The organism is Paenibacillus sp. ACRRX, from assembly GCF_022346885.1.
In the GTDB taxonomy this organism is placed as follows: Bacteria; Bacillota; Bacilli; order Paenibacillales; family Paenibacillaceae; genus Paenibacillus_B.
Window position 1 is genome coordinate 545,181 of the sequence record NZ_JAKRNK010000003.1, and the last position, 24,746, is coordinate 569,926.

The 24,746-nt window shown below is 43.9% G+C and carries 25 protein-coding genes and 1 tRNA gene; 2 read left to right on the plus strand and 24 right to left on the minus strand.

What is annotated here, in order from left to right; all coding sequences use genetic code 11:
- Positions 1 to 243 precede the first annotated feature (243 nt).
- The 11 genes from MH117_RS13115 to rpsF all read right to left on the minus strand — a co-directional run bounded on the left by MH117_RS13115 (position 244) and on the right by rpsF (position 11,162).
- Entirely contained in the window at positions 244 to 1,527 is a 1,284-nt protein-coding gene (locus tag MH117_RS13115; RefSeq protein WP_239329163.1) for an adenylosuccinate synthase, read from the minus strand.
- 349 nt (positions 1,528 to 1,876) lie between these two features.
- Positions 1,877 to 3,232 (minus strand): replicative DNA helicase, encoded by a 1,356-nt coding sequence (dnaB, locus tag MH117_RS13120; protein WP_239329164.1) that lies wholly within the window; start codon positions 3,230 to 3,232, stop codon positions 1,877 to 1,879.
- 1 nt (position 3,233) lies between these two features.
- A complete protein-coding gene (gene rplI, locus MH117_RS13125) occupies positions 3,234 to 3,677 on the minus strand; it encodes a 50S ribosomal protein L9 (protein ID WP_028543655.1) in 444 nt (147 codons plus the stop codon).
- The gene (locus MH117_RS13130) at positions 3,674 to 5,635 is read right to left on the minus strand and encodes a DHH family phosphoesterase (RefSeq protein WP_239329165.1); all 1,962 of its coding nucleotides are present in this window, start codon (positions 5,633 to 5,635) and stop codon (positions 3,674 to 3,676) included. The genes rplI and MH117_RS13130 overlap by 4 nt, the downstream gene beginning before the upstream one ends.
- Before the next feature lie 11 nt (positions 5,636 to 5,646).
- Positions 5,647 to 6,573 (minus strand): DUF2232 domain-containing protein, encoded by a 927-nt coding sequence (locus tag MH117_RS13135; RefSeq protein ID WP_239329166.1) that lies wholly within the window; start codon positions 6,571 to 6,573, stop codon positions 5,647 to 5,649.
- Between the two features lie 341 nt (positions 6,574 to 6,914).
- Positions 6,915 to 7,337 carry a CBS domain-containing protein gene (locus tag MH117_RS13140; RefSeq protein WP_239329167.1) on the minus strand — a complete coding sequence of 141 codons (423 nt, stop codon included), beginning with the start codon at positions 7,335 to 7,337 and terminating at the stop codon, positions 6,915 to 6,917.
- Between the two features lie 130 nt (positions 7,338 to 7,467).
- Positions 7,468 to 8,538, minus strand: a complete 1,071-nt coding sequence (locus MH117_RS13145; protein WP_343224461.1) for an LCP family protein — start codon at positions 8,536 to 8,538, stop codon at positions 7,468 to 7,470.
- Between the two features lie 82 nt (positions 8,539 to 8,620).
- Positions 8,621 to 9,334 (minus strand): DUF421 domain-containing protein, encoded by a 714-nt coding sequence (locus MH117_RS13150; protein WP_239329168.1) that lies wholly within the window; start codon positions 9,332 to 9,334, stop codon positions 8,621 to 8,623.
- 651 nt (positions 9,335 to 9,985) lie between these two features.
- The gene (gene rpsR, locus MH117_RS13155) at positions 9,986 to 10,261 is read right to left on the minus strand and encodes a 30S ribosomal protein S18 (protein ID WP_028543650.1); all 276 of its coding nucleotides are present in this window, start codon (positions 10,259 to 10,261) and stop codon (positions 9,986 to 9,988) included.
- Positions 10,262 to 10,313: 52 nt separating this feature from the next.
- On the minus strand, positions 10,314 to 10,823 hold the full coding sequence (gene ssb / locus MH117_RS13160; RefSeq protein WP_239329169.1) for a single-stranded DNA-binding protein: 510 nt from the start codon (positions 10,821 to 10,823) through the stop codon (positions 10,314 to 10,316).
- A gap of 54 nt (positions 10,824 to 10,877) precedes the next feature.
- Complete coding sequence (gene rpsF, locus MH117_RS13165) at positions 10,878 to 11,162, minus strand: 30S ribosomal protein S6 (protein WP_028543648.1); 285 nt, start codon at positions 11,160 to 11,162, stop codon at positions 10,878 to 10,880.
- Between the two features lie 283 nt (positions 11,163 to 11,445).
- On the opposite strand from rpsF, the gene MH117_RS13170 reads away from it, so the two are divergent.
- Entirely contained in the window at positions 11,446 to 11,640 is a 195-nt protein-coding gene (locus MH117_RS13170) for a YjzC family protein (protein WP_239329170.1), read from the plus strand.
- A 298-nt stretch (positions 11,641 to 11,938) separates the two neighbouring features.
- Here MH117_RS13170 and MH117_RS13175 read toward each other — a convergent pair whose 3' ends face one another.
- The 5 genes from MH117_RS13175 to MH117_RS13195 form a co-directional block, all read right to left on the minus strand.
- The gene (locus MH117_RS13175) at positions 11,939 to 12,286 is read right to left on the minus strand and encodes a hypothetical protein (RefSeq protein WP_239329171.1); all 348 of its coding nucleotides are present in this window, start codon (positions 12,284 to 12,286) and stop codon (positions 11,939 to 11,941) included.
- Between the two features lie 328 nt (positions 12,287 to 12,614).
- Positions 12,615 to 12,705, minus strand: a tRNA-Ser gene (locus tag MH117_RS13180).
- Positions 12,706 to 12,859: 154 nt separating this feature from the next.
- A complete protein-coding gene (locus MH117_RS13185) occupies positions 12,860 to 13,090 on the minus strand; it encodes a DUF951 domain-containing protein (RefSeq protein WP_239329172.1) in 231 nt (76 codons plus the stop codon).
- Complete coding sequence (locus tag MH117_RS13190; RefSeq protein ID WP_239329173.1) at positions 13,080 to 14,021, minus strand: mechanosensitive ion channel family protein; 942 nt, start codon at positions 14,019 to 14,021, stop codon at positions 13,080 to 13,082. The genes MH117_RS13185 and MH117_RS13190 overlap by 11 nt, the downstream gene beginning before the upstream one ends.
- Positions 14,021 to 14,272 (minus strand): putative Se/S carrier protein, encoded by a 252-nt coding sequence (locus MH117_RS13195; protein WP_239329228.1) that lies wholly within the window; start codon positions 14,270 to 14,272, stop codon positions 14,021 to 14,023. Before MH117_RS13195 ends, MH117_RS13190 begins: the two co-directional genes overlap by 1 nt.
- 175 nt (positions 14,273 to 14,447) lie before the next feature.
- On the opposite strand from MH117_RS13195, the gene yyaC reads away from it, so the two are divergent.
- Positions 14,448 to 15,035, plus strand: a complete 588-nt coding sequence (gene yyaC, locus MH117_RS13200) for a spore protease YyaC (RefSeq protein WP_239329174.1) — start codon at positions 14,448 to 14,450, stop codon at positions 15,033 to 15,035.
- A gap of 27 nt (positions 15,036 to 15,062) precedes the next feature.
- Here yyaC and MH117_RS13205 read toward each other — a convergent pair whose 3' ends face one another.
- The 8 genes from MH117_RS13205 to mnmE all read right to left on the minus strand — a co-directional run bounded on the left by MH117_RS13205 (position 15,063) and on the right by mnmE (position 24,689).
- Complete coding sequence (locus MH117_RS13205) at positions 15,063 to 15,563, minus strand: DUF4446 family protein (protein WP_239329175.1); 501 nt, start codon at positions 15,561 to 15,563, stop codon at positions 15,063 to 15,065.
- Complete coding sequence (locus MH117_RS13210) at positions 15,560 to 16,747, minus strand: aminotransferase class V-fold PLP-dependent enzyme (RefSeq protein WP_239329176.1); 1,188 nt, start codon at positions 16,745 to 16,747, stop codon at positions 15,560 to 15,562. Before MH117_RS13210 ends, MH117_RS13205 begins: the two co-directional genes overlap by 4 nt.
- A 370-nt stretch (positions 16,748 to 17,117) precedes the next feature.
- On the minus strand, positions 17,118 to 17,969 hold the full coding sequence (locus MH117_RS13215) for a ParB/RepB/Spo0J family partition protein (RefSeq protein WP_239329177.1): 852 nt from the start codon (positions 17,967 to 17,969) through the stop codon (positions 17,118 to 17,120).
- Complete coding sequence (locus MH117_RS13220; RefSeq protein WP_239329178.1) at positions 17,962 to 18,723, minus strand: ParA family protein; 762 nt, start codon at positions 18,721 to 18,723, stop codon at positions 17,962 to 17,964. The genes MH117_RS13215 and MH117_RS13220 overlap by 8 nt, the downstream gene beginning before the upstream one ends.
- Before the next feature lie 250 nt (positions 18,724 to 18,973).
- A complete protein-coding gene (gene noc / locus MH117_RS13225) occupies positions 18,974 to 19,789 on the minus strand; it encodes a nucleoid occlusion protein (RefSeq protein ID WP_239329179.1) in 816 nt (271 codons plus the stop codon).
- Positions 19,790 to 20,562: 773 nt separating this feature from the next.
- Positions 20,563 to 21,285 (minus strand): 16S rRNA (guanine(527)-N(7))-methyltransferase RsmG, encoded by a 723-nt coding sequence (gene rsmG / locus MH117_RS13230; RefSeq protein WP_239329180.1) that lies wholly within the window; start codon positions 21,283 to 21,285, stop codon positions 20,563 to 20,565.
- Positions 21,286 to 21,314: 29 nt separating this feature from the next.
- Complete coding sequence (gene mnmG, locus MH117_RS13235) at positions 21,315 to 23,222, minus strand: tRNA uridine-5-carboxymethylaminomethyl(34) synthesis enzyme MnmG (protein ID WP_239329181.1); 1,908 nt, start codon at positions 23,220 to 23,222, stop codon at positions 21,315 to 21,317.
- 90 nt (positions 23,223 to 23,312) lie between these two features.
- Positions 23,313 to 24,689 (minus strand): tRNA uridine-5-carboxymethylaminomethyl(34) synthesis GTPase MnmE, encoded by a 1,377-nt coding sequence (mnmE, locus tag MH117_RS13240; protein ID WP_239329182.1) that lies wholly within the window; start codon positions 24,687 to 24,689, stop codon positions 23,313 to 23,315.
- Positions 24,690 to 24,746: the final 57 nt, after the last annotated feature.

Sequence of the window (24,746 nt, forward strand, 5' to 3'; positions counted from 1 at the left end):
CGGTTGGGTTAAGATTCATGCAGGAATTAGCTAAATCATTGAGGATCACTACATCAAGCGTGGATTCATATTTCAAAGTTATAAAAACACAACAGAAACTTTCAAGTGCAAGTAGTGTGTTAGGGGGCGGATTTGTCCACTGCTGCCAGAACAACAAAAAGCGTCCTAACCTGAGTATGCAGGCTAGAACGCTTTTTTTCGGGGCTTTAAGGAGTCCCTATGCTAGAATGCCGCTCCAATCGATTAACGATAGATGGAACGCACTTGATTGGTTTGTTCACGGTTACGGCCTACAGAGAAGATCGACACCGGAATTCCAGTCAGTTCAGATACACGTGTCAAATAGTTGCGTGTTGTCTCAGGAAGCTCATCAAGTGACTTACACTGTGTGATATCTTCTGACCAGCCTGGCATTTCCTCATAGATAGCTTCGCATTCAGCGAGCATCTTCAGGTTAGCCGGGTAATAATCAATAACCTCATCGCGGAACTTGTATGCCGTACAAATCTTAACTGAATCCAGTCCAGTTAATACGTCAAGCGAGTTCAAGGACAAGCCCGTAATACCACTTACACGACGAGCATGGCGTACGACCACACTGTCGAACCAGCCAACGCGACGTGCGCGGCCTGTCGTTGTGCCATATTCATGACCCGCTTCACGAATGAATTCACCAATCTCATTGTTCAGCTCAGTTGGGAATGGACCATCGCCAACACGAGTCGTATAGGACTTCGCAACACCAATAACTTCTTCGATCTTGGATGGGCCTACACCCGAACCAATACATACGCCGCCCGCTGTCGGGTTCGACGATGTAACATAAGGATAAGTACCTTGATCGATATCAAGCATTACGCCTTGCGCGCCTTCGAAGAGTACTTTCTTGTTGTCATCGATTGCATCGTTAAGTACAACGGAAGTATCTACTACATAATGACGAATGTACTCAGCGTAAGCCAAGTATTCCTTCAACATCGCTTCAATATCAAGCGGTTGACCTCCGTACATTTTAATGAGCTCATTCTTTTCATTGGCAATATGACGGAGTTTCTTTGTGAACTCTTCTTCATCAAGAAGATCAGCAATACGAATACCGATACGAGCAGCTTTATCCATATAAGCAGGACCGATACCTTTACGTGTCGTGCCGATCTTATTCGGACCTTTACGCTCTTCCTCAAGTTCATCCTGAACCATGTGGTAAGGAAGAATAACGTGAGCACGATCACTTATACGCAGGTTATCCGTCTTGAATCCATTTTCATGAATATACTCAATCTCTTCGATTAAAGCTTTCGGATTGATCACCATGCCGTTACCGATGACACACAACTTGTTATCGTAAAAAATACCGGATGGAATCAAATGCAGCTTGTATTTCTTGTTGTCGATTAGAATTGTGTGTCCCGCGTTGTTACCACCTTGGTAACGCGCTACGACGTCAGCGCTCTCAGCGAGAAAGTCTGTAATCTTACCTTTCCCCTCGTCGCCCCATTGGGTTCCTACAACAACTACTGTAGACATAACTTATACCCCCATCGGGTGTTCAACACACCAATATTGGCCGCCCTCCGGGTGAAAGGCAGCACTCCAAGTTTATCAGCCTTAACTGGCAAAGTCAATCAAATGGCGAACAATAAATAAGCCCCCATATGGAATGTTCGGGATCATGTTCATCGTTTAGCCACTTTCCTGTAAATAGAAGCTTTGTATAAGCTTTTTGTAAACGCAACCTTGTGTCTCATTCATTCCTTTGCACAGAATCTGACATGGAACTATGCTGCTGAGAAAAATAGAGCAGCAGCGTGTATCCCTCTATATGTCCACTTATGGACTGTCATGTGGGTCACGCTGCTTGTGCTCGTTAAGGCTATTATCCCGCATGCGGGTCTGCATGATTCCGTTCGTAACTTACGAATTTATTGAAATTTTTGAGAAAGACAAGTTCAACCGTACCTACGGGTCCGTTACGCTGTTTAGCGATAATGATCTCGATAATGTTCTTCTTCTCCGACTCTTTGTCATAATAATCGTCGCGGTACAGGAAGGCAACAATATCCGCATCTTGCTCGATCGATCCGGATTCCCGAAGGTCAGACATCATCGGTCTTTTATCTTGACGTTGTTCTACCCCACGGCTTAACTGTGACAACGCAATTACCGGAACCTCCAGCTCACGCGCAATCTGCTTCAATGTACGGGATATCTCCGATACTTCCTGTTGACGGTTCTCGCCGGCTTTGCCGCGTCCATGAATAAGCTGCAAGTAATCGATCAGGATCATGCCTAGACCGCGCTCCTTCTTCAAGCGGCGGCACTTGGCTCGAATATCAGCTACTGTAACACCTGGCGTATCGTCGATGTAGATCTGCGCTTCAGATAATGAAGCAATCGACATCGTCAGCTTCTCCCAATCGTCATCCTCAAGATGGCCGGTACGCAGACGAGTAGCATCTACATTTGATTCTGCACATATCATCCGCTGAACGAGCTGTGCTGCTGACATCTCCAAACTGAAGATGGCAACTGTTTCTTTGGCTCGAACGCCTACGTTCTGGGCTATGTTGAGGGCAAAAGCCGTCTTGCCGACAGAGGGGCGCGCCGCAACGATGATCAAGTCACTACGTTGAAAGCCTGCCGTCATCTTATCTAAGTCCGTGAAGCCTGACGGTATGCCTGTCGTCCCACCCTTATTCTCGTGCAAGTTCTCGACTTTCTCAAAAACTTCCATCAGGACGTCTTTAATCGCAATAAAGCCGCTGGAAGAACGGCGATTTGATATTTCAAGGATACGACGCTCAGCATCACTCAGCAGCGCGCCTACATCATCGTCTCCAGCATAACCCTCGCTGACAATCTGCGTAGCCGTGTTGATCAATCGCCTAATCATTGATTTCTCTTCAATAATTTGTGCGTAATAGTCGACGTTAGCCGCAGTGGGGACTGCATTGGCAAGCTTGGCCAAATACGATACGCCGCCAACGTCATCCAACTGCTTCTTAACCTGCAGCTTGGCCGTCAACGTGATCATGTCAATTGGCTGGCCTTCCTCACCCAACTCGATCATCGCTTCATATATAAACTGATGAGCGGGCAGGTAGAAATCTACCGCTTGCACCCGCTCCATCGCTGTTATTAACGCTTCAGATTGCAGCAGAATCGCGCCAAGTACAGCTGCCTCGGCCTCAGAACTCTGCGGGGGAACACGATCGACAAACATGTCGTTCATCTTATTCCTCCGTTACATGGACCTTAACCGTCGCACGAACCTCTGGATGAAGCTTAATACTTACATTTGTATAACCAAGTGAACGAATTGGCTCTTGCAGCTCAATCTTACGTTTATCAAGCTTCAAATTTACTTTGGCTAGTGCCTCTGCAATTTGTTTGGTCGTTACAGCTCCGAACAAACGTCCACCCTCGCCGGCTTTGGTCTTTACTTCAATAGTGGTTTCGCCTAATGTTGCAGCTAACGCTTCAGCATCTGCTTTCTCTTGTTCTTTACGCTTCAACTCAGCTTTGTCCTGCTGTTCGAGCGTTTTCAGATTGCCGTCGGTCGCTGGACGCGCCAGGTTGCGTGGAAATAAAAAGTTAGAAGCGTACCCTTCGGAAACTTCTTTTATTTGTCCTTTTTTACCTTGTCCTTTGACATCTTGCAGCAAGATGACTTTCATTCGAACAACCCCTCTTCTGCATCAATTTCTGCGAGCACTTGCTTTAGCTTAGTCTCGGCTTCTTTCAGCGTACTGGTCAACTGTGCAGCCGCATTTGTGAGATGCCCACCGCCGCCCAATCGCTCCATGACCAGCTGAACGTTCATCTGGCCGAGCGAACGAGCACTAATACCAATAAAACCATCTGGCCGTTCACTAATTACAAACGAAGCAAGTACGCCCGTCATATTTAACAGCGTATCAGCAACCTGAGCGATGAGCAACTGTGAAAATTTGCGCTCCGGCTCCGTTACCGCAATCGCTATGTGCTCATAAACCATTTCCGTATGGCGGATTACTTCTGCTTTCTGGACATATTCACTTAAGTCTTCTTTAAGCATCTTCTGAATCAGCGACGTATCCGCCCCATGACGACGCAAGAAGCTGGCCGCATCAAACGTTCTCGAGCCTGTACGCAGCGTAAAATGCTTCGTATCTACTGTCATACCTGCAAGTAAACAAGTAGCCTCAAGCACACTCAGACTTAACTTATTGTGAATGTATTGCAGAAGCTCCGTCACCAATTCGCAGGCAGATGACGCATACGGTTCCAAATAAATTAATACCGCATCAGAAATAAATTCCTCGCCCCTACGATGATGGTCAATTAATACGATCCGATTGGTCGTTTGTAACAGACGAGGCTCCTCAACCATTGAGGCCTTATGGGTATCTACTACGACCACAAGGCTGTCTTCACTTGCCATTTCCAACGCCTCGTTGTGAGAAATAAATCGTGACCATAACAATTCATCCTTCTTCAGCATCGCCACTAAGCGGTCAATTGAAGGATTGCTCTCTTCAAGTACAATGTACGCCTCTACACCCAACATACGACACGCGTTCAGTACGCCAATAGCAGCTCCAATCGCATCCGTATCGGGTATGCGATGCCCCATAATAATGACGCAATCGCTTTGCTGGATAAAGTCACGCAGTGCATGGGCGATTACACGAGCTCGCACACGTGTGCGCTTCTCAACTGCATTGGACTTGCCACCGTAGAACGACAATCGTTGCCCGACACGTACCGCTACTTGATCGCCGCCGCGTCCAAGTGCGATGTCTAAGCTGGATTGTGCGAGCTGCCCCAGTTCCATAATCGACTCAGCACCAGCAGCAAAACCCATGCTTAGGGTTACAGGCAGTTTATTATCGACCTTCATCTCCCTGACTTCATCTAGAATGATAAATCGAGTCTGCTCAAGCAGCTTTAACGTTTGTACATCCATCACCATAAACTGTCGCTCTGAGGATAAGCGTTTCATTAACACACCGTTCTCAGCCGCCCATTCAGTCAAGTGGCCCGTAACACGGGACAACAATGCTGAACGCTGCTGATCGTCAAGTCCCTGGGTGGATTCCTCCAGATTATCAAGAACAACGATTCCAACGGCCATCCGTTCTTCATCATAACGCTTTCGCAGCGCAGCAATCTCTGAAATATCGGTAAAGTAAATTAAACGTTCTTCCGATATAATTTGGGCCTGAATCATACGTTCGTCGAGTTCCAGCTCCAGTAAGCCGTCCTTTTCCTTGCCTGTAAGCAACTGAGGGAAGAGGTCATTGACCTTCTCCCCAATTAAGCTGTCTTGGTTCGTCATCCCGCTCACATAACGATTGGTCCATTCGACGATATTCTGTTCATTGTACAACAAGATCCCATAAGGCAATTCTATAATCGCATCATCTGTCGCATGCTTGATACGATGCCCAAGCGTAGCCAGATACGCTTCCACCTCGGCACGGAAATTACGCTCGGCCATCAGGCTGATAACAAACAGCGCAATGAGTCCGACCAGAGCCAAGATTCCTAATATTAAGTTGTAAAAAGCTACAACAACTGTAAGCACAAGCATAAATACGAGCGCCCAGCTTGTATTTCTTGCATACCATCGCTGGAACCACAATTTTGGCATATCTGCTCACCCTATTGTTTTGGTTTAAATACCATTTTTCGCAGTGGAAATGCCAGATCGAAAAGCCCCACATAACGTACAAGCACATGCAGAAATGGCACAAAAAGCATCACAATTGTCAATATTACCGGAATTGTCTTGTTCCATCCTTTAGCGTCACTTAAGAAGAACAGGAATGAAATGCCTTGCACAATAAACGCAAGCTGCAGCAGTGGCAATAAATTCAATAAAATGAGATTGATAAAGCTGCCTGAGTTCTTCGTTATAACCAATTCAAGGATTAGTGTGACCAAGTAATATAACAGAAATGACTTCGGCAGCATCCAATGCTTTATCGATTTCATCTTGTTCACTTCGACGCCTTGAGCTGTCAACAATCTCCGACTGATAGCATATGTAATCGTACCCATATACAACGAACTCATAATTAACATAAGCGGTATCATTGAGCTGATTGTTCTTACAAACGTATCCGTCATATCCGTCGTCCACTCAGACGAAATAGCGGTTGTGTCTTTGAGTGTCTGTAAGCTTTCATTAATCTGTGAGGTTAGGAAGTCGGCCATGTTAAACTTCATTACAAGCGTTGCAACTGCAAGTAATATTAAAGATTCCACGAGGAATGTTAATGTGCCTGCGCTAAATACGTTCCAACCAGGCCTTTTTCGTTTGAACATGTAGCCCATAACGATACCCGGAATAATAAAGTAGAACGATGTCAGCACCACAATCGATCCGAGCTGGCCAAATAACAAGAATGCGATAACCAGCAGCGGTGCCACATGCATAACAAAAGCTCTCACAGAGAGCGTCGTAAACAAAATAACAAATGGAACCGCGATGAAGCTCATCGTCAATATTTGTACTTGGTTGCCGATCGAAAGCAGCAGCACAAGCGCAGCGGCCGCCCATGCTAATGATGCCCAACGTTTATTCAATATGTTCACCTCTTGCGTAAATGTTCATCCAGCGCTGAAAAATCTTAATACCCGTCCTCAAGCTGGTGTTCTTCTTGTTTGGATTGATGTAGTCTGTCTAGGATGCTGTCGTCAAGCTCACGGGACTTAAGATATAGCTGCTTACAGTGAGGCTCACTGAGGTGCCTACAGCGCTTAGTGTGCTGCCTTCCTATAAGGGATCAATCATCCAGGCTACGTATTCGTTACCTCCGCATTAACCTCTCCGCGATCTTGGCATGCTTAGCAATAGCCAATTCCCTCTGCATCGCTAGATATTCCACATCCTTTCCGAACATGCATTATTCTTCATTATAACATAATTAGTGCGCGTCTATAGCCTTCATCACGTACTGCTCGCAATATTCAATGATCTGGCTCCGTCTCACAATTCCGATAAAACGGTTCCGATCATCGACTACCGGAACAAAGTTCTGCACCTTGGCTAGATTGATCAAATCTTCCATGTTGGAATCTATCCTTACGGATTGAATTCTCATATTTAATTGTACATCCTTCAACGTAAACTTAGCCGCATTTTCAAACGAGATCTCGCCGTTAGAGTTCTTCATATGCCAGAGCAGATCGCCTTCTGTGACGGTACCTACGTATTCCCCTTGATCATTAATGATTGGCACTGCCGTATAACGATGATACTCCATACGCTCAAGTGTTTGCCGCAGTGTGGCCTGATCGCTTACGCAAACAACTTCAACTTTTGGCAGCAAGAAAAAAGCAATGTTCATTCCTTCGTTCTCCTCCTCAATTCATAAGACGAACCTACTTATACTTTTCCCTACCCTTAAATTAACACATTTTGAGGTTTAAAAACAAAAGTCAGCCGCAAGAGCTGCGGCTGACCTGTAAACTTCATCCTTATTCTTCTTTCATCTTGCGAGGTATCATCAATTGAGCCGACTCTGTCTTAGGGTCCATCCAATTCGTAATTAAACTCTTGATGTATGTGAGATCTTCTTCATTCGGAAGATAGTACCACACACCATCAATCCGTTTACCTTCGCCATGCAGCATATAACTATTAATGGTCGGCGCCCCATCCATTTGGAACATCTGTTTCGCCAAGTCAATCATATAACGAGGCCTCATATCTGTCGTAAAATTCTTGCCCATAATGTCCATCAGGCTTGGAATTTTAGTAATCTGGTCCATCTCAATAGCCCGATCCATGATCGCCTTCAAGAAGATACGATGGCGCTCCGTTCGATTCATGTCCGAATCCTCACGGTAGCGTACAAAGTAAAGTGCTTCTTGACCACTGTAAATTGGCTTATTTGCCTCTATACGGAACTTCTCATGCTCTGCTGCCTTATTGACGATATCCTCTTTAATCGGCAGCTTCACACCGCCCACGGCATCAACTACGTCTTTAAGCCCCTCGAAGTTAATCGTTGCATAATGATTAATCTCATGATCCAACAAATTACCGACTGTATCCATACTCATTTTTGGACCGCCAATCTCCTTATTAGCGCTACCGAAAGCAAAGGCATGGTTGATCTTGTCTGACGATCCGTGTCCTATAATCTCGGTGTACGTATCACGCGGTATTGAGACGAGCAATACTTTGTTGTCCTTCGGGCGCACAACTGAGAAAATGATCGTATCTGATCGTCCAATTTCATGATCCCGCTGATCGACTCCAAGAAGAAGAGCAGAGAACGGCTCTGTAATTTCTCGATTGACTTCAGGCTTGCCTTTAATTGGCTTATAAGAATCTGACAGCTTATCTTCCACTGATCCGGATAAAAATACATCAAATGCAAAAATGGCTAGTTGCTTCCGGAAAATAAAACCGCTAAGTCCAAGAATAAGTACAACACCTAATATGATCCACCATTTCCTAGCTGTGTTTTTACCTTTTTTCTTTTTTCTCTTTTCCATTTTTTCCACTTGTTCCACTTCTTCCCCTGAGATTATTGAATCCATCCCGTTAATATCCCAATTGACTTAAGCTCAATCCTATTGTTCATCCGCACACCGCGTGATCTGCTTCGACCACATGTTATTTTTATTTGATTCGGTGTGCACGCTTGAGCTTTTTCGGTTGATTAAATAAATCAATAAATAATTGAAAATTAGAATTGACCTCAACAATAAATACATCGTGTTCGTGCAGTCCCCGTTTGTATAACTCCATCCGCAGCCACGATGCATCCTTGCCGATACGATACAGCTCCTGCTCCAAAATTGATCCGTCCATCAGCACGATGACTGGCTCGTGCTCGGCTATCAACTCCTTATGGAAATGCCTTAACGTAATCGGCTGATGTTCCCTTTTTAACAACACGTTAATTTCACCGCTTGGTTCCATAATGGCAAATTCAACGTCAGCCAAGTGAAAAGCGTTACGATTGCGCAGCTGCGTCATCATTTCATCAATCGTCAGACGTTCTTTACGCATGTTTTGTTCCAGAATACGACCATTCTGGATCAGTACTGTCCCGCTGCTGTGCACGACGTCACGGAATCGCTTGCTCTTCAGCTGCAGCCATTCAATCCCCAGCAAAGTAAATACCCATACCAATAAAGATAAGACCCCTAGAACCCATTGGCCATCCGTATTTAATGAAATATATACGACTAGACCACCAATCGTTAAACCCGTCATATACTCAAATAAGGACAGCTGCGATACCTGCCGCTTACCAAGCAGCTTTGTCATTATAAATAACACAGCCATCGCCAACCAAGTTCGTCCTGCAACCGCGAGCCAATCCTCCATGGCACACCCTCCTCCATTAACGTTTAGGATGAGCATGGCCTCCGCTTTTTATCTGTCTAGGCGGTATTGTAAAGAATGACTATTTAGGTGCGTATACAACGATTCATTTTGCATAGATATGTGTACATATGACATTTCATACATGCAAGTACTAGCAAAACAATATGTCTATTTTACTAGGTCGACAGCAAAAAATAAAATACCAAATTGTCTCCACGTTAATTTTTTCAGAAAATGGAATGAAAATCTTAAAGAAAATTCCAGTTACGACCTTATATTGAGACAATTTTTACAATATTGTGGCGTAATTAGCCAATATATATTTAAAATTTAACTAATGTTACAGTAGTTAACTGTAATTATTTTCTACTAGTTTTTGAGGGATATTAAAATGTCGTCGTGTGACAAAGTTTGGATGTAATCTATATTTGAGGAATTTATAACTATCTCATTATCTGCCGCCTTGGTTGATCTTCAACAACTGGTTAACGATAACCTTAACAAGGCCATAGTCCTGCTCCATAGCTCCATATTCCAGGTATCGTGGAATGCTATCAGGTAATCAGGTAATTGATGTAATCAATAACACAAAGAGGCTGTCCTCTGTCATACGAAATGACGAGAGAACAGCCTTCTGTGCAGGAGTAAGAACTACTCCGTAGTGTATGGCAACAACGCTACTTGACGGGAACGCTTGATTGCGATTGTCAACGCACGTTGGTACTTTGCACTTGTACCTGTTACACGACGTGGCAAGATTTTGCCGCGCTCGCTGATGAATTTCTTCAACAGGTCGATATCTTTATAATCGATGTGTTTGATCTTGTTAGCAGTAAAGAAGCACACTTTACGGCGCTTGTTACGGCCACGACGTCCGCCGAATTTACGTTCGCCGCGTTCGCCGCCATCATTTTGCTTAAAGCTCATTCTGTCCAACTCCTTCTCTTAAAATTCCGCTCCAGTTGCTGCTAGCAGCATCTTAGAATGGCAAATCATCATCCGATATGTCGATCGGTTTGCCGTCGTCGGAGAATGGATCCGCTGATGGACCGCGATTATAGCTGGAATTGTTACCGCTGCGTGGCTGGGAGAATTGCTGTTGCTGTTGGTTAGGCGCTGGTGCGCTATAACCTCCACCCATATCATCGCTGCGAGAACCGCCGCTATCGCGATTGGATTCCAAGAAACGTACATTATCAGCTATAACTTCCGTCACGTATACACGTTTACCTTCGTTATTCTCATAATTACGTACTTGAATGCGTCCTTCTACCGCGGTTAGCCGACCTTTACGCAAATAATTTGCACATGTCTCTGCTAACTGCCGCCAAGTGACGACAGGAATAAAGTCCGCTTCACGTTCGCCGCCCTGACTAGAAAACGGTCGATCTACTGCAATGGTAAATTGCGTTACCGCAACACCCGCAGGCGTGTAGCGTAATTCAGGGTCTCTTGTCAGACGACCAATCAAAATGACGCGATTTAACATCGTATCCCTCCTTCAACAGCTTGTTTACGAATCAGACAAGATTCATGGTTGGCATTAAGCCACATCGTTTACGACGAGATGACGGATAACATCGTCAGAAATCTTCAACTGACGATCCAATTCCGCAACAACTGCAGGTTCTGCTGTGAAGTTAACCAACACATAGACACCATCACGGAATTTCTTGATCTCGTACGCAAGACGGCGTTTACCCATTACATCGTGCTTCGTAATTTCACCGCCGTTAGAGATGACGCCCTGGAATTTTTCGACAGCAGCTTGAACAGCTTCTTGCTCGATGTCCGGACGAATGATGTACATCAATTCGTACTTGCGCATATATTTCACCTCCTTATGGACTTTGGCCCCTGGATTTGCGCCAGGAACAAGGAGTACGAGTCAGTAAAACTCGCACTAAATTAATATATCAAATACAGGCGATTAACGCAACTGGAAGCTTGTTTCCATGACGACAAAACGCATTGAAAATGCTCGTCGGCAACTTGGAAAGCATTTTCTTTAAACCAATGTTAAATTACATCCGATTCCCACTCATTGAATATCTCCTTCAGTCGCATAATACGGAGTGCCTCAACAATTACGATGAATGGAGGAAAGTACAATGGGTGAACGTACCGAATACAATCCAGGCGATCGAGCCCCCAATGATGGCATCTACATGGAGGTTGGCGAAGTAAGCTTCCATACGGAGATTCAGAATCCTAAGCAAATCAAGTTAGCCAAAGGTGAGAAATTTCCGGATACCACTAACAAAGATCGCAAGTGGAAAAAGAAGTCCCATGCAATGGTTCATTAATTTTTTGTAAATAACGATGTATAATAATTTGAATGGTGGTCATAATAATTACTGACGGTGCAAAGCGAGGTGTGGTTCCATTGAACAATGGAGCAGTTGAACCAGAGCAGGCTTGTCTTATACAACAATGAAGAGAAGCGAGGGGTTGTGCTAAAGACTATTAAGTCCCAAACACAAAGCAAGTGTGGCTAAATACCATGCATGTTCCAAGCGATCAGACGTGAAGTATTCGAATAGTCCCAATAAAGCACCGTCACCAGAAAGAGACCTTATGCAAATAAGGTCTCTTCATTTATGATTATTTTAACTTAGGTCTTGATAAAAGTCGGATCAACTGTGCTCCAACCCCTAGAAATATCAGACTCCCCGCAACAGCCAAATTCCACTCACCATCTACTGCACAAATAATGGTGAACTGATAACTGATCAAGGTGGCAACTGCAGTTACGGCGATTTGAATAGCTCTCTTATGAGTTGCCTGATTATCTAACAGCTCTTTAAACACCGGCATCGATAATAACAGTGACAACAGCAGACACGAAGCAGCCGGATAAACCAGAACATGAGCTATCCATCCATCACCAAGGGTATTAGATACAAAAGCGAGCAGCAGCCCTGCAAATAGAAAATAAATGTTTCCCTTCATTGTAATCCTCCTGACATGCATAACATATAGGTCAGCCCATATTATGAATATGCACGGGAAGAGGCAGCGGTTACGAGTATCACACAAGTCAGTTTTAATGACTTTATGTGACTTTACATCTTAGATGAGAAAATGTAGATTTATAAATTGTCCACGCTATATTGAATTCTCATTAGCGGTACGATGTGGAAGATACATCGCACGCTCCATGTCCCTTTCAAGCTCTAAAACGCAAAAATACCCCTCACGTAGTAACGTAAGAAGGTATCGTCAATTCATTATGTATCCATGATTCGATCGTGGATGTCATCCAGATCAAAAAATATGGTGGCGGAAAGGGTGGGATTCGAACCCACGCACGCCTCGCGACGCCTAGTTGATTTCGAGTCAACCCCCTTGGGCCTCTTGGGTACCTTTCCACAGCATAAGTGATTATACCATATTAACAAGCAGGATGCAATAGCATAGTCACTTTTTTTGGAAAATAACCGACATTTCCTTTATCCGTCTCCTATCGTTCAAACGGATAAATCATAATTACCACATCCTGCTGCTTATTTAATGGCTTATCACTTAATAAATACTATTTTCATCGTCTTTAATAGAATCGCGCGGCGCGGCTTGGAGCACTTTTTTCATGCTTTTTTCGAACTTGGCACGAGGAATCATCACACTATGCTTGCATCCTACACATTTAATTCGAATATCCATTCCCATACGGATAATTTCCATTTCATTTGTACCGCATGGATGAGGCTTCTTCATTTGAACAATATCACCAAGCCCAAACACCTTACGCTCCATAATTGATTCCTCCCTGTTCTTGTCTATGTAATGTCACTACACGCGGATATGGAATTTCAATTCCGTGCTCATCAAGTGCTTTCTTAAGTTCCTTATTAATATGACGGGAAACAGAAGCTTGGGTTGATGGTCGGCATTCCGTAATTATTCGAATAATAATCTCTGAAGCACCCAGCTGCTGTACACCAAGAACCTGCGGCACGTTTACAACATTATCATCGCGTTCAGGCATATCTGCCAACGTATTTTTCATAACTTCCGTGGCTTTCTCTATATTTTCTTCGTACGCAATTGAGATATCGACAACGGCTATCGAGTTATTTAATGAGAAATTAGTCACATCTGTGATATTACCGTTTGGAATAATAAATACTTCGCCTGTCCAGCTATGAATACGAGTCGACCGCAGTCCAATCATCTCAACCGTACCTTGGAACTGACCTACCTTAATCACATCACCAACGGCAAACTGGTCCTCAAAGATGATAAAAAATCCTGTCATCACATCTTTGACTAGGCTCTGTGCGCCAAAGCCGATCGCAAGACCAATGACTCCAGCCCCTGCTAATAGAGGTGCCAAATTAATGTGGAACACAGATAAAATAAACATAATCATAATAAAATTCATGGCTAACGATGTAACATTTTTGAGCAGCTTGCCCACGGTAACCAAGCGTCGCGGGTTTACTGTCACTCGGCTCTGCTCCTTAGCCGACATGGCATGATTAATCATACGGTGCACGACCTTGATCGCAATTCGTGTAAGCACCACAATTAGTAATATCTTTACTGTATTAATAAATAACAATTCCCATGTTGCACTATCAGTTAACCATTTGAACGTTGTATCCTTCCATTTTTCAAATACATTTAAGGTTTGTTCAATACTCTCCTCAGTCTCGCCTTGTGCTGCTAGTAAATATGACCTCATTATTCTATTCCCCCATCTTCAGGCCATACGCAGATATATCCTTCTCCCACTGGTTCGAATATGCCACGTATGACCACACTTTCTGTCGTTATCAACTTTGTGACATCCTCTAGTATTGCAGCCGGAAATCGTATAGATAATGCGCATCCTGCTGTGATCTCCTTTGGTGTTGGGTAAGTATCTACGTCCATGTCCATATATTCCATAAGCATCTCAGCACGTAATGCCTGCTGTGTCGAATCAAATGCCATCACAAGCCACTGGTTAGCTGACACTTTAGCTTCTTCCTCTCACTGCTGCAAGATTTGTAGAGTTAATCATTTTCCATCAATGAAATTGCTTCATTTCATGTCTGATACAAGTATAAAACAAGCCTCTCATCCATATACTAAATACTACCATTCATAGAAACGGAGGCTATTACCCATGAATTTTCCCTTATTTCGTCCACTATCTTCTCCAGATCCTGTTGCCGCTAAAATTGCACATGACAAGCCGAATGCACAACAATCCATCGTGCAAGCATGCACTGATCATCTCCGCCTTCGTTCGCATCATCAACCTGTAACTGTCATCTGTATCGGCACCGATCGTTCTACGGGCGATTGTCTGGGTCCATTAGTGGGAAGTCGGTTAACGAGATATAGCAGCAATCAATACGCAACACTAGGTACGCTCTCCAATCCTGTCCATGCAATGAATCTTCAAGATACACTTGATCAGCTGCATCTCCAGCATCCGGATAGCTTTATCATCGCCATTGACGCATGCCTGGGTCAAAGCAGCAGCGTTGGACATATTCAAGTCCAATCGGGACCTGTTCGACCTGGTGCTGGTGTAAATAAACAATTACCTCCGGTTGGCGACATGCACATTACAGGCATTGTCAACATCGGAGGCTTCATGGAATACTTTGTACTGCAAAATACAAGGCTTCATCTTGTTATGAGTATGGCGGATATGATTGCTGACTCTCTGCACGACTCCCTGCTTCGTGCTAATCCATCAACGTAGCATTGGTGCTTGAAGCCCAATGCCTAGTTACTTACCCAGTTGACGGGTAGCTGCAACTTCAACTGCCTGTTTCTCTTCTGGCGATAACGCATAAGCAGACTGGCCTTTTTCAAGCGGCTTGGCATAGACGTACGTATGCTCGCGCCCATGAATGCCTGTAAATACAAGACCATCTCGCTCATCGTCAATAAGCGCAATCGAGAAGCTGAGATCATTCCCATGTTCTCCAAATGCATTATAGCGATGCACCGCTATATGTCCTGTATGCTTGCGAAGTTTATCCTTCAACGCTTGAAGTTTTTCGGAATGTTCTTCCGTACGAACTTGCATGCTCTCCATATCGAGATGGATTTGAGTTAATACGGACTCTAAATCGTTAACACCATTGCCGTTCATTACACCCTCATAACTACGACGAAGCTTCTTCAGCTTAGATCCTTGCACCATAACCATAATAAATAAAATGATGCATAGCACTGCCGTTGCCAATACCATAACCGGCAATCCCTGATTTAACGTTTCATTCATTGATGTTCGCTCTCCTGCCTTATCGAGTGTTCTGTTATATTCTGTATTGCATCTATCACCGTATCAATGTCATCATCAGTCGTATTCCATCCTACACTGACACGTACGGCGCCAGTTGCGATTGTCCCTGCTGCTTGATGCGCTAGCGGTGTGCAGTGATATCCCGCCCTAACAGCAATTCCATACTCTCGATCCAATCGAAAGGCAAATTCAGCGCTATCCATAGTCGAAGAAATAAAGGATACAATCCCCGTACGAGGCTCACCTAGCTGTGGCCCTAAAATATGCAATGTATCTATGGATTGAAGGCCCTCCATCAATCGCTGCGCCAGTGTCCACTCTTTATTATAAAGTTTCTCAACTGTTTCATGCAGCACTGTGTTAACCCCCGCTTCTAACCCTGCAATTCCCATCGTATTTGGCGTCCCCGCTTCATATCGATCAGGTCTAGTTGCGGGTTGCAGCGGCTCGTCAGAATGGCTGCCCGTACCCCCTTGAATAATAGGTTGTACATCCAGTTCTGGATCGATATACAATCCCCCTGTCCCCGTAGGTCCAAGCAACCCTTTATGTCCCGGAAATGCCAGCATATCAATCCCCATCTTACGAACATCAATAGGCAGCAGTCCAGCCGATTGTGCTCCATCAACAAGTAATTTCGCACCTTTCTTATGCGCAATCATTGCGATCTCCTCTATGGGAAGAATGGACCCCAGCAGATTAGAACTATGATTGCAGACGACCAATCTCGTATTGTCAGTCACTGCATCTTGTAATTGGTTCAAATTCAAGCTGCCATACGGATCTGCATCGATATAGGTGACACGAACATCTCGATGTATCTTCAACCATTCAAGAGGCCGTCGTACCGAATTATGCTCAACGGCAGTAGCTACCACATGGTCTCCCGGTCTAACATAACCGTGTATAGCCATGTTTAAGGCCATTGTTGCATTTAGTGTAAATGCTATGTCAGTTGGATTCGCAATACCAAACAGCTTCGCTAACGCCATTCGTGCTCGCATGAGACGTTTCCCAGCTTGGACAGCCATCCAATGGCCTCCCCTGCCTGGATTAGCCCCTTCCTCCAGCATCGCTTTAACGATTGCTTCCTGAACAGCAGCAGGCTTGGGCCAAGAAGTAGCCGCGTGGTCCATATATATAACGGAACGATGCTGTCCCATTGCGGTGCTTCCCCCTTATTACTTTGTGTTTATTATTAACGTTTACGAATGAAGGACGTTTCATGACTTTACATTAAAAGTTGCACATTTGCAGGTTAGAACGGAAATGTGGACTTCATGATTTGACTATATAGTAACTCACAGGGTATACAAACGTGGTTAAAACAATGTAACAAAATACTTTTTTATCTGTAAATCGATCTCCTGTTTTTACATATTGCACCACAGGACTCACAATATTTTTTCTATAATATACCATAATTAATAAAAGAAAAAGATTAGCATTCTTAGTTTAATCCTTCTCACAACGGATGACAACCAAGCTTGCTAATCTTTTATTAGACTTTTCTTAAACCTCTTATACAAGGGACTATTTAGCCGCCGATTGAAGCAATTCTAACAAGCGTTCCAAATCCTGCTGGCTAAAATATGAAATTTCGATTTTGCCTTTGTTTTTGCTCGATTTAATCTTAACTGTAGTACGGAATTGTTCCCGTAACGACTCTTCTAGCTGATCCAGATAAGGGTCTTTGCTGATTGATTTCTTCTTTTCTCCAGCCTTACCTTTTCGATGCATCAATTGAATCGCTTCTTCTAACTGACGAACACTCCACTCTTGATCAATGGTTGATTTTGCCAACTGCTTCACAATTACGGTATCTTTAACCCCTGCAATTGCCCTGGCATGTCCCATAGATAGTGTTCCACGTGAAACATAATCTTTTACTTCATCTGGAAGCTGCAACAATCTTAAAAAGTTAGCAATATGTGATCGTGACTTCCCTACTTTTACAGATAATTCCTCCTGTGTCATAGAAAGCTGATCCATTAAATTTTGATAAGCTTGCGCAAGCTCAATAGCATTAAGGTTTTCTCGCTGCAAATTCTCAATAAGCGCAATTTCCATTGCTTGCTCATCTGTAAAGTTACGAACAACAGCGGGGATATGCTCTAGGCCAAGCAACTGGGATGCACGAAATCTTCGTTCACCTGCAATAATTTCATGTCCCTTTAATACACTGCGTACAATAATTGGCTGAATAACTCCATGCTGTTTAATGGATTCAGCTAATTCTTGAATAGATGTATCGTCAAAATGTTTACGCGGCTGATATGGATTAGGTCTTATTTGTTTGAGCGGAATTTCAATGACCTTATCATCATCTTGAACAGCTAACGATGGAATCAGTGCATCTAGTCCACGCCCTAAACGTTTACTCATATGAAACCACTTCCTTCGCAAGCTCCAGGTACACTTCTGCACCTTTCGATTTGGGATCGTAAGTCATAATCGATTGACCGTGCGATGGTGCTTCACTCAACCGAATATTCCGAGGAATAATGGTTTGATACACCTTTTGTTGAAAGTACTTCTTCACTTCTTCGATAACCTGTATACCCAGATTCGTACGCGCATCCAGCATCGTTAATAATACACCTTCAATTTGCAGCGCAGTATTTAGATGCTTCTGTACCAGACGAACCGTGTTTAGCAATTGGCTCAACCCTTCGAGCGCGTAATATTCACATTGAATGGGAATAATGACCGAATGAGCAGCCGTTAACGAATTAATCGTTAATATTCCTAACGATGGTGGGCAATCAATCAATATATAGTCATACTGATGCGCAACAAGCTGAAGGGACTTCTTTAACCTTACTTCACGTGATATCGTTGGTACCAACTCAATCTCAGCGCCTGCCAATTGAATGGTAGCCGGAATGATATGAAGATTTTCAATATCCGTTTTCATAATGGCTTCTTGCGGATGAATATCATTAATGATGACATCATAAATACAATTCGTCACATCAGCTTTATTTACACCAATGCCACTTGTTGTATTTCCTTGAGGATCGATATCCACAAGCAGTACTCGTTTACCAACTAATGCTAAGCCTGCACCCAAATTGACGGTTGTTGTTGTCTTCCCCACACCGCCCTTTTGGTTGGTAATGGCAATTACTTTGGCCATTCCTATTCACCCCAATGCCCTTTCTACTTGTCCATCTAGCTGCTCTTCGCTGCTTAACCTCATAATTCTAAACACTAAAAGGATTATTTCATCCTCAAGCAACCAACTCACACTTTGTCATTATACATTTGTATCCGCATACACTCTACCTGAATCTGTTCGAAAAAAAGAGCGGCATAAGAAGCCGCTTCATTTATCGGCAAAGCGCATCTGTGAGGATAGACTTAGCTGTTTGAGCACTTTCGCCTCTTTATCGTTTCGGAATACGAATAACAATTTCGTAATGATCTTCGTGATCCCGTTCATCCGTCTTGATGGCTAATCCTGAACCGGATACCATATCTATAGATTGGCGAATCGTGTTTAATGCCAGACGAACATCCTTTGTAAAGGATACACGTTTGGATTTTTTAGATTTATTCACTTCTTTATAAAATGCAACTCTTGCTTCTGTTTGTTTTACGTTAAGCTCTTTCGAAATGATTTCTTCCAACAGCTTTAGTTGCAGCTCTTGTGAATCCAGACCGAGTAGCGCCCTTGCGTGCCGCTCCGTCACCTTTCGTTCCATCAGCGCCTGCTTCACTTCATCAGGCAGCTGCAGCAGACGAATTTTATTTGCAATCGTCGATTGGCTCTTACCAAGACGCTGCGCTAAACTTTCCTGCGTCAGGTCATGCAAGTCAATTAGCTTTTGGTAGGCGATCGCTTCTTCAATAGACGTTAGCCCCTCACGCTGCAAATTTTCAATAAGTGCAATTGATGCGGCCTGGGAATCGTTAATTTCACGGATAATGCCAGGAATGGTATCCATACCAAGCTTCATCACCGCACGATATCGGCGTTCACCTGCAATTATTTCATATTTGCCATTGCGCTGACGAACAACGATAGGTTGAATGACACCATGCGTCTTTATCGTTTGGGCTAATTCCTCAATCCGATCATCATCAAATACGGTACGTGGCTGATAGGGACTCATAACGATCTCATCAACAGGGAGCTGCTTGACCTCATCCTGCGCCGGACGATCCGCAAAACCAAATAACCGGGACAATTGTTCTTTCATCTGTGAGTCATACCACCTAACTTCATAGTAATGCCAGGCAAGTCAAATGAGTTGTCAAGGATGACCTTTCACTCTAAATGAACATAGAGACGTTGACAGCTTTCTTCGGAAAGCGCCCTTTACGAAGCAACGCAAGTTGCGTTGTGACAGGAAAAACTTTTATCCCATAAAAAGAGACAGCCATCTCCTCAATTAAAACAACATGCTGATTCGTTTAACGCGAAGGATGCCTCGATACATAATTATTCTCCAGTCGCTCGCCTTTTTCCTGCCTTCTGGTAACTAGCGTAATAAAAACTTATGAACATAACATCTTTAAATCCTTGTCACCTTAAAAGTGGTTCCAATTTCAATTTTGTTCAATCAAAATCGTGCCCTACCCTCTTGAGTCTATCTTTTGCTTAATTAACGATCACAAAAAACAGCCCCATACTGGTAATTATAAACAAACAAATAGTAGACTTAAGCCTGTTTCACGTGGAACAATTCACCAATTATGGTCGCTACTTATCTTCTTATCCTACCATAAATATGACGTTTAAAGATGATAAAATCCCCTTAAACTCAAAAATAAATCTCTAAAAAGATAGTTATTAGAATATAAGACCGTACTCTTATCTTATTTTTACATTACAATTAATTCCATAAAATTGAGATAGCTATCTCCTATCCTCTTTAAAACCTATATGCAGCCATTTATACAAAAAAACTTCTGTCCTCTTTTGCATTCACAAAAAAGGACAGAAGTTCAAGCTTACAACCATGTATTACGTTTAGATAATAGGCGTCCTAATCGGAGTTCCCGGTTTCCGTGGATACGCTTTGGGAGTAAGACCTGTCTTCTCCAATACAACAATATGACGCTCAGATTGCTCAACTGGCAGCATCAATTTATGATCCCCCGCCAGCTTGGCTTGCAGCACTTGCATGCTGCGTGCAGCTTCTGCAATCTCATCTGTAGGATTGGACCCCTTCATAGCTGCAAATACTCCGCCCTTTCGTGTAAACGGCAAGCAGAACTCATTCAGTACGTTTAAGCGGGCTACTGCTCGCGCAGTAACCAGATCGTAGTTATCACGGTGCTCTGGCTTACGAGCTGCTTCTTCAGCCCGCGCATGCACACAAGTAACCCCTTCAAGTTCTAACGAACCTGCCAGGTGCTCCAAAAATTGAATCCGTTTATTTAAAGAATCAATAATCGTAAGCTGAATATGAGGAAACAGAATCTTTAGCGGAATACCAGGAAACCCCGCACCAGAACCGATATCTGCCATCTTTTGCACACTCATCATTGGTACATGAAACGAAAGTGTAATAGAATCATAAAAATGCTTCTCATACACAGCTGATCGTTCCGTAATACCTGTTAAATTCATTCTTTCATTCCAATCCGCAAGCACTTCCACGTAACGGTCCAATTGTTCAAATTGTCTCTCCGAGACGGACAAACCATACGGTTCCAGCCAGCCTGCAAATTGCTGTTGTACGTTATCCATGTATATCGTTCCCCACTATATAAGTTCCGTTAGCCTGCATCAGAGTTTGCATGCTTTTGTGCAGTAACACGGTTATAATGCTCCAGATAAACAAGCAAAATTGAGATATCTGCCGGCGTAACCCCAGAGATACGAGTTGCTTGACCAATCGAGAGTGGACGGATCTTCGCCAACTTCTGTTTGGCTTCCATAGCCAGACCATGCACATCCTCATATTGTAAGTCATCCGGAATTCGTTTCTTCTCCATCTTTTGCAGACGTTCTACCTGAATTAACTGCTTCTCGATATAACCGGCATACTTAATCTGAATTTCCACCTGCTCCTTCATCTCTTCATCTAAAGGAAGATCGGATGGAAATAACTTTTCCACATGTGCATAACTTATTTCCGGTCGTCTGAGCAGTGTTAAAGCATCGATACCATTTGTCAACGGCGCTGATCCAGCCTCAGCAAGCATCCCTTGTACGGCTTCGTCAGGACGCACTTTTGTCGCTTTTAAACGCTCCATCTCCTGACGCACAAGCTCTACTTTTTGTTCAAATGCAGCAAATCGTTCGCCCGTAATTAATCCAATGTCATACCCAATCGGTGTCAATCTCAGATCCGCATTGTCATGACGCAGCAGCAGACGATATTCGGCCCGAGAGGTCAATAGACGATAAGGTTCATTCGTCCCCTTTGTGACTAGATCATCAATAAGTACACCAATATATCCTTGTGAACGATCCAATACGACAGGCTCATTGCCCTGTACCTTGCGTGCAGCATTAATGCCAGCCATCAGGCCTTGGCCTGCTGCTTCTTCATAACCCGAAGTACCGTTGATCTGGCCAGCTGTAAATAGACCTTCCACCTTTTTAGTCTCCAAAGAAGGCCATAACTGGGTAGGAACGATCGCATCATACTCAATTGCATAACCCGTCCGCATCATTTCCACTTTTTCGAGGCCTGGGACTGACCGCAGTATACTTAACTGTACGTCCTCCGGCATACTAGTGGACAGACCTTGAACATAATATTCTTTCGTGTTCTTACCTTCTGGTTCTAGAAAAATTTGATGCTTGGACTTATCCGCAAAGCGTACAATTTTGTCTTCTATGGAAGGACAGTATCGCGGACCGGTTCCTTCAATTACACCAGAAAACATCGGTGCACGATGTAAGTTGTCATTGATAATACGATGAGTATCTTCTGATGTATAGGTTAACCAACAAGGCAGCTGCTCATTGTCGGAATGCTTTGTTTCATATGAGAAAAATTTCGGGTTGTTGTCTCCCGGCTGGATCTCTGTCTTGGTAAAATCAATTGTATCTCCATGTACACGAGGAGGTGTCCCTGTTTTAAAGCGTACAAGCTCAAAACCAAGCTGCTTCAGGCTATCCGACAACTTCAGGGATGGTTGCTGATTATTTGGTCCGCTCTCATACAGCAGCTCGCCCATAATAATTTTGCCTCGAAGATAAGTACCTGTCGTAACAACAACTGCTTTTGCACGATATTGAGCGCCACTTTTCGTTTCTACACCTACACATTTTCCTTCTTCAACAAGCAGCTCTTCAACCATTCCTTGACGTAAGGTTAAGTTAGGTGTACTTTCTATTGTTTCTTTCATTGTTTGCTGATATAGAAATTTATCCGCTTGCGCGCGAAGTGCATGAACTGCCGGGCCTTTACCGGTATTGAGCATGCGCATTTGAATAAATGTCTTGTCTATATTGCGTCCCATTTCGCCGCCCAGTGCATCAATTTCTCGTACGACGTGTCCTTTTGCGGGTCCGCCGACAGATGGATTGCAGGGCATAAATGCAACCATATCTAAATTAATCGTCAGCAACAACGTATTACTGCCCATACGTGCTGAAGCAAGTGCCGCTTCGCAGCCTGCATGCCCCGCTCCGATGACGATTACCTCATACTCACCTGCTACAAATGGCATCTAATTCCCTCCTTTGCTTTCTTCTATTCCAAAAGCATATCCCTAATCATATTACAATTTTAATTGAAAATTAAGCAATATTGCGGTGCTTTATTTACCCAGACAAAATTGCGAGAATATTTGGTCAATCAGTGACTCACCTACTGCATCACCGATAATTTCACCAAGCTGCTCCCATGCAGCACGTACATCTATCTGGATAATATCGATGGGAACGCCTTGGTGTACAGCAGCAACTGCATCTTCCAAAGATAGCCTTGTCTTGTGAAGCAAGCCAATGTGACGTACATTGCTGACATACGTTACATCCTGGGATTCAATCTTGCCAGTGAAGAACAAGTCTGATATTGCTTCCTCAAGCGCATCAATTCCCTCTTGCAGCATTGCTGACATCTGTACGACACGAACGGTACCCTTCAGCGTCTCCAGCTCCGCCATATCCAATCGATTAGATAGATCCATCTTATTTACGATTACAATCACTTGTCTGCCCTGCATTTGTGCAAGCATTGCCCGCTCATCCTCATGCAGCGGCTCATTGTTGTTCACAACGAACAAGATCAGATCGGCATCTTGCAGTGCAGTACGCGAGCGTTCCACTCCGATTCGTTCTACAACGTCTGACGTCTCACGTATACCAGCCGTGTCCAACAAACGGAGTGGAATTCCATTGATCGTAATCATCTCTTCAATGACATCGCGAGTTGTCCCTGGGATATCTGTCACAATTGCTTTGTTATCTTGTGCTAGTGCGTTCAACAATGACGATTTCCCAACATTGGGGCGTCCAACTATCGCTGTTATGATGCCCTCTCTTAATATTTTACCTTCCGAAGCCGTTTTCAGTAATTTTTCGATGTCCTTCAGAACGGTTCCGCACTGTGATTGAATATAGTTACTCGTCAGCTCTTCCACATCATGTTCGGGGTAATCAATATTAACTTCTATATGGGCAAGTGTCTCTATAAGCGTTTGTCGTAAGGCTTTAATACGCGTGGATAGTTGACCTTGCGCCTGCTTCATCGCAACATCAAACGCACGATCTGACTTGGAACGGATTAGGTCCATAACCGCCTCCGCCTGCGACAAGTCAATACGCCCGTTCAAAAATGCGCGCTTTGTGAATTCCCCTGGCTCAGCTACTCGTATATTTTGCTGCAGCAGCAGCTCCATTACCCGCTTCATGGACACAACGCCACCATGAGTGTTTATTTCCACGACATCTTCCGTTGTATAAGAACGCGGACCTTTCATCACGGATACGAGCACTTCTTCGATGTGCTCATCCGTCTTCGGATCTGCGATATAGCCATATTGAATTGTATGCGATGCCGCCTCCGTCAACCTTGTCTTGGAACGGAATATGCGCTCTACTTCCTTTAACGCATCGTCTCCACTCACCCGGATGATCGCGATCCCGCCTTCACCAAGCGGTGTCGATATTGCAGCAATCGTATCTGTTATCATCGTTCTTCCCTCCATATAAGAGCCTATAAGTCGGATTTTCATCGCTTGGATGGCGGA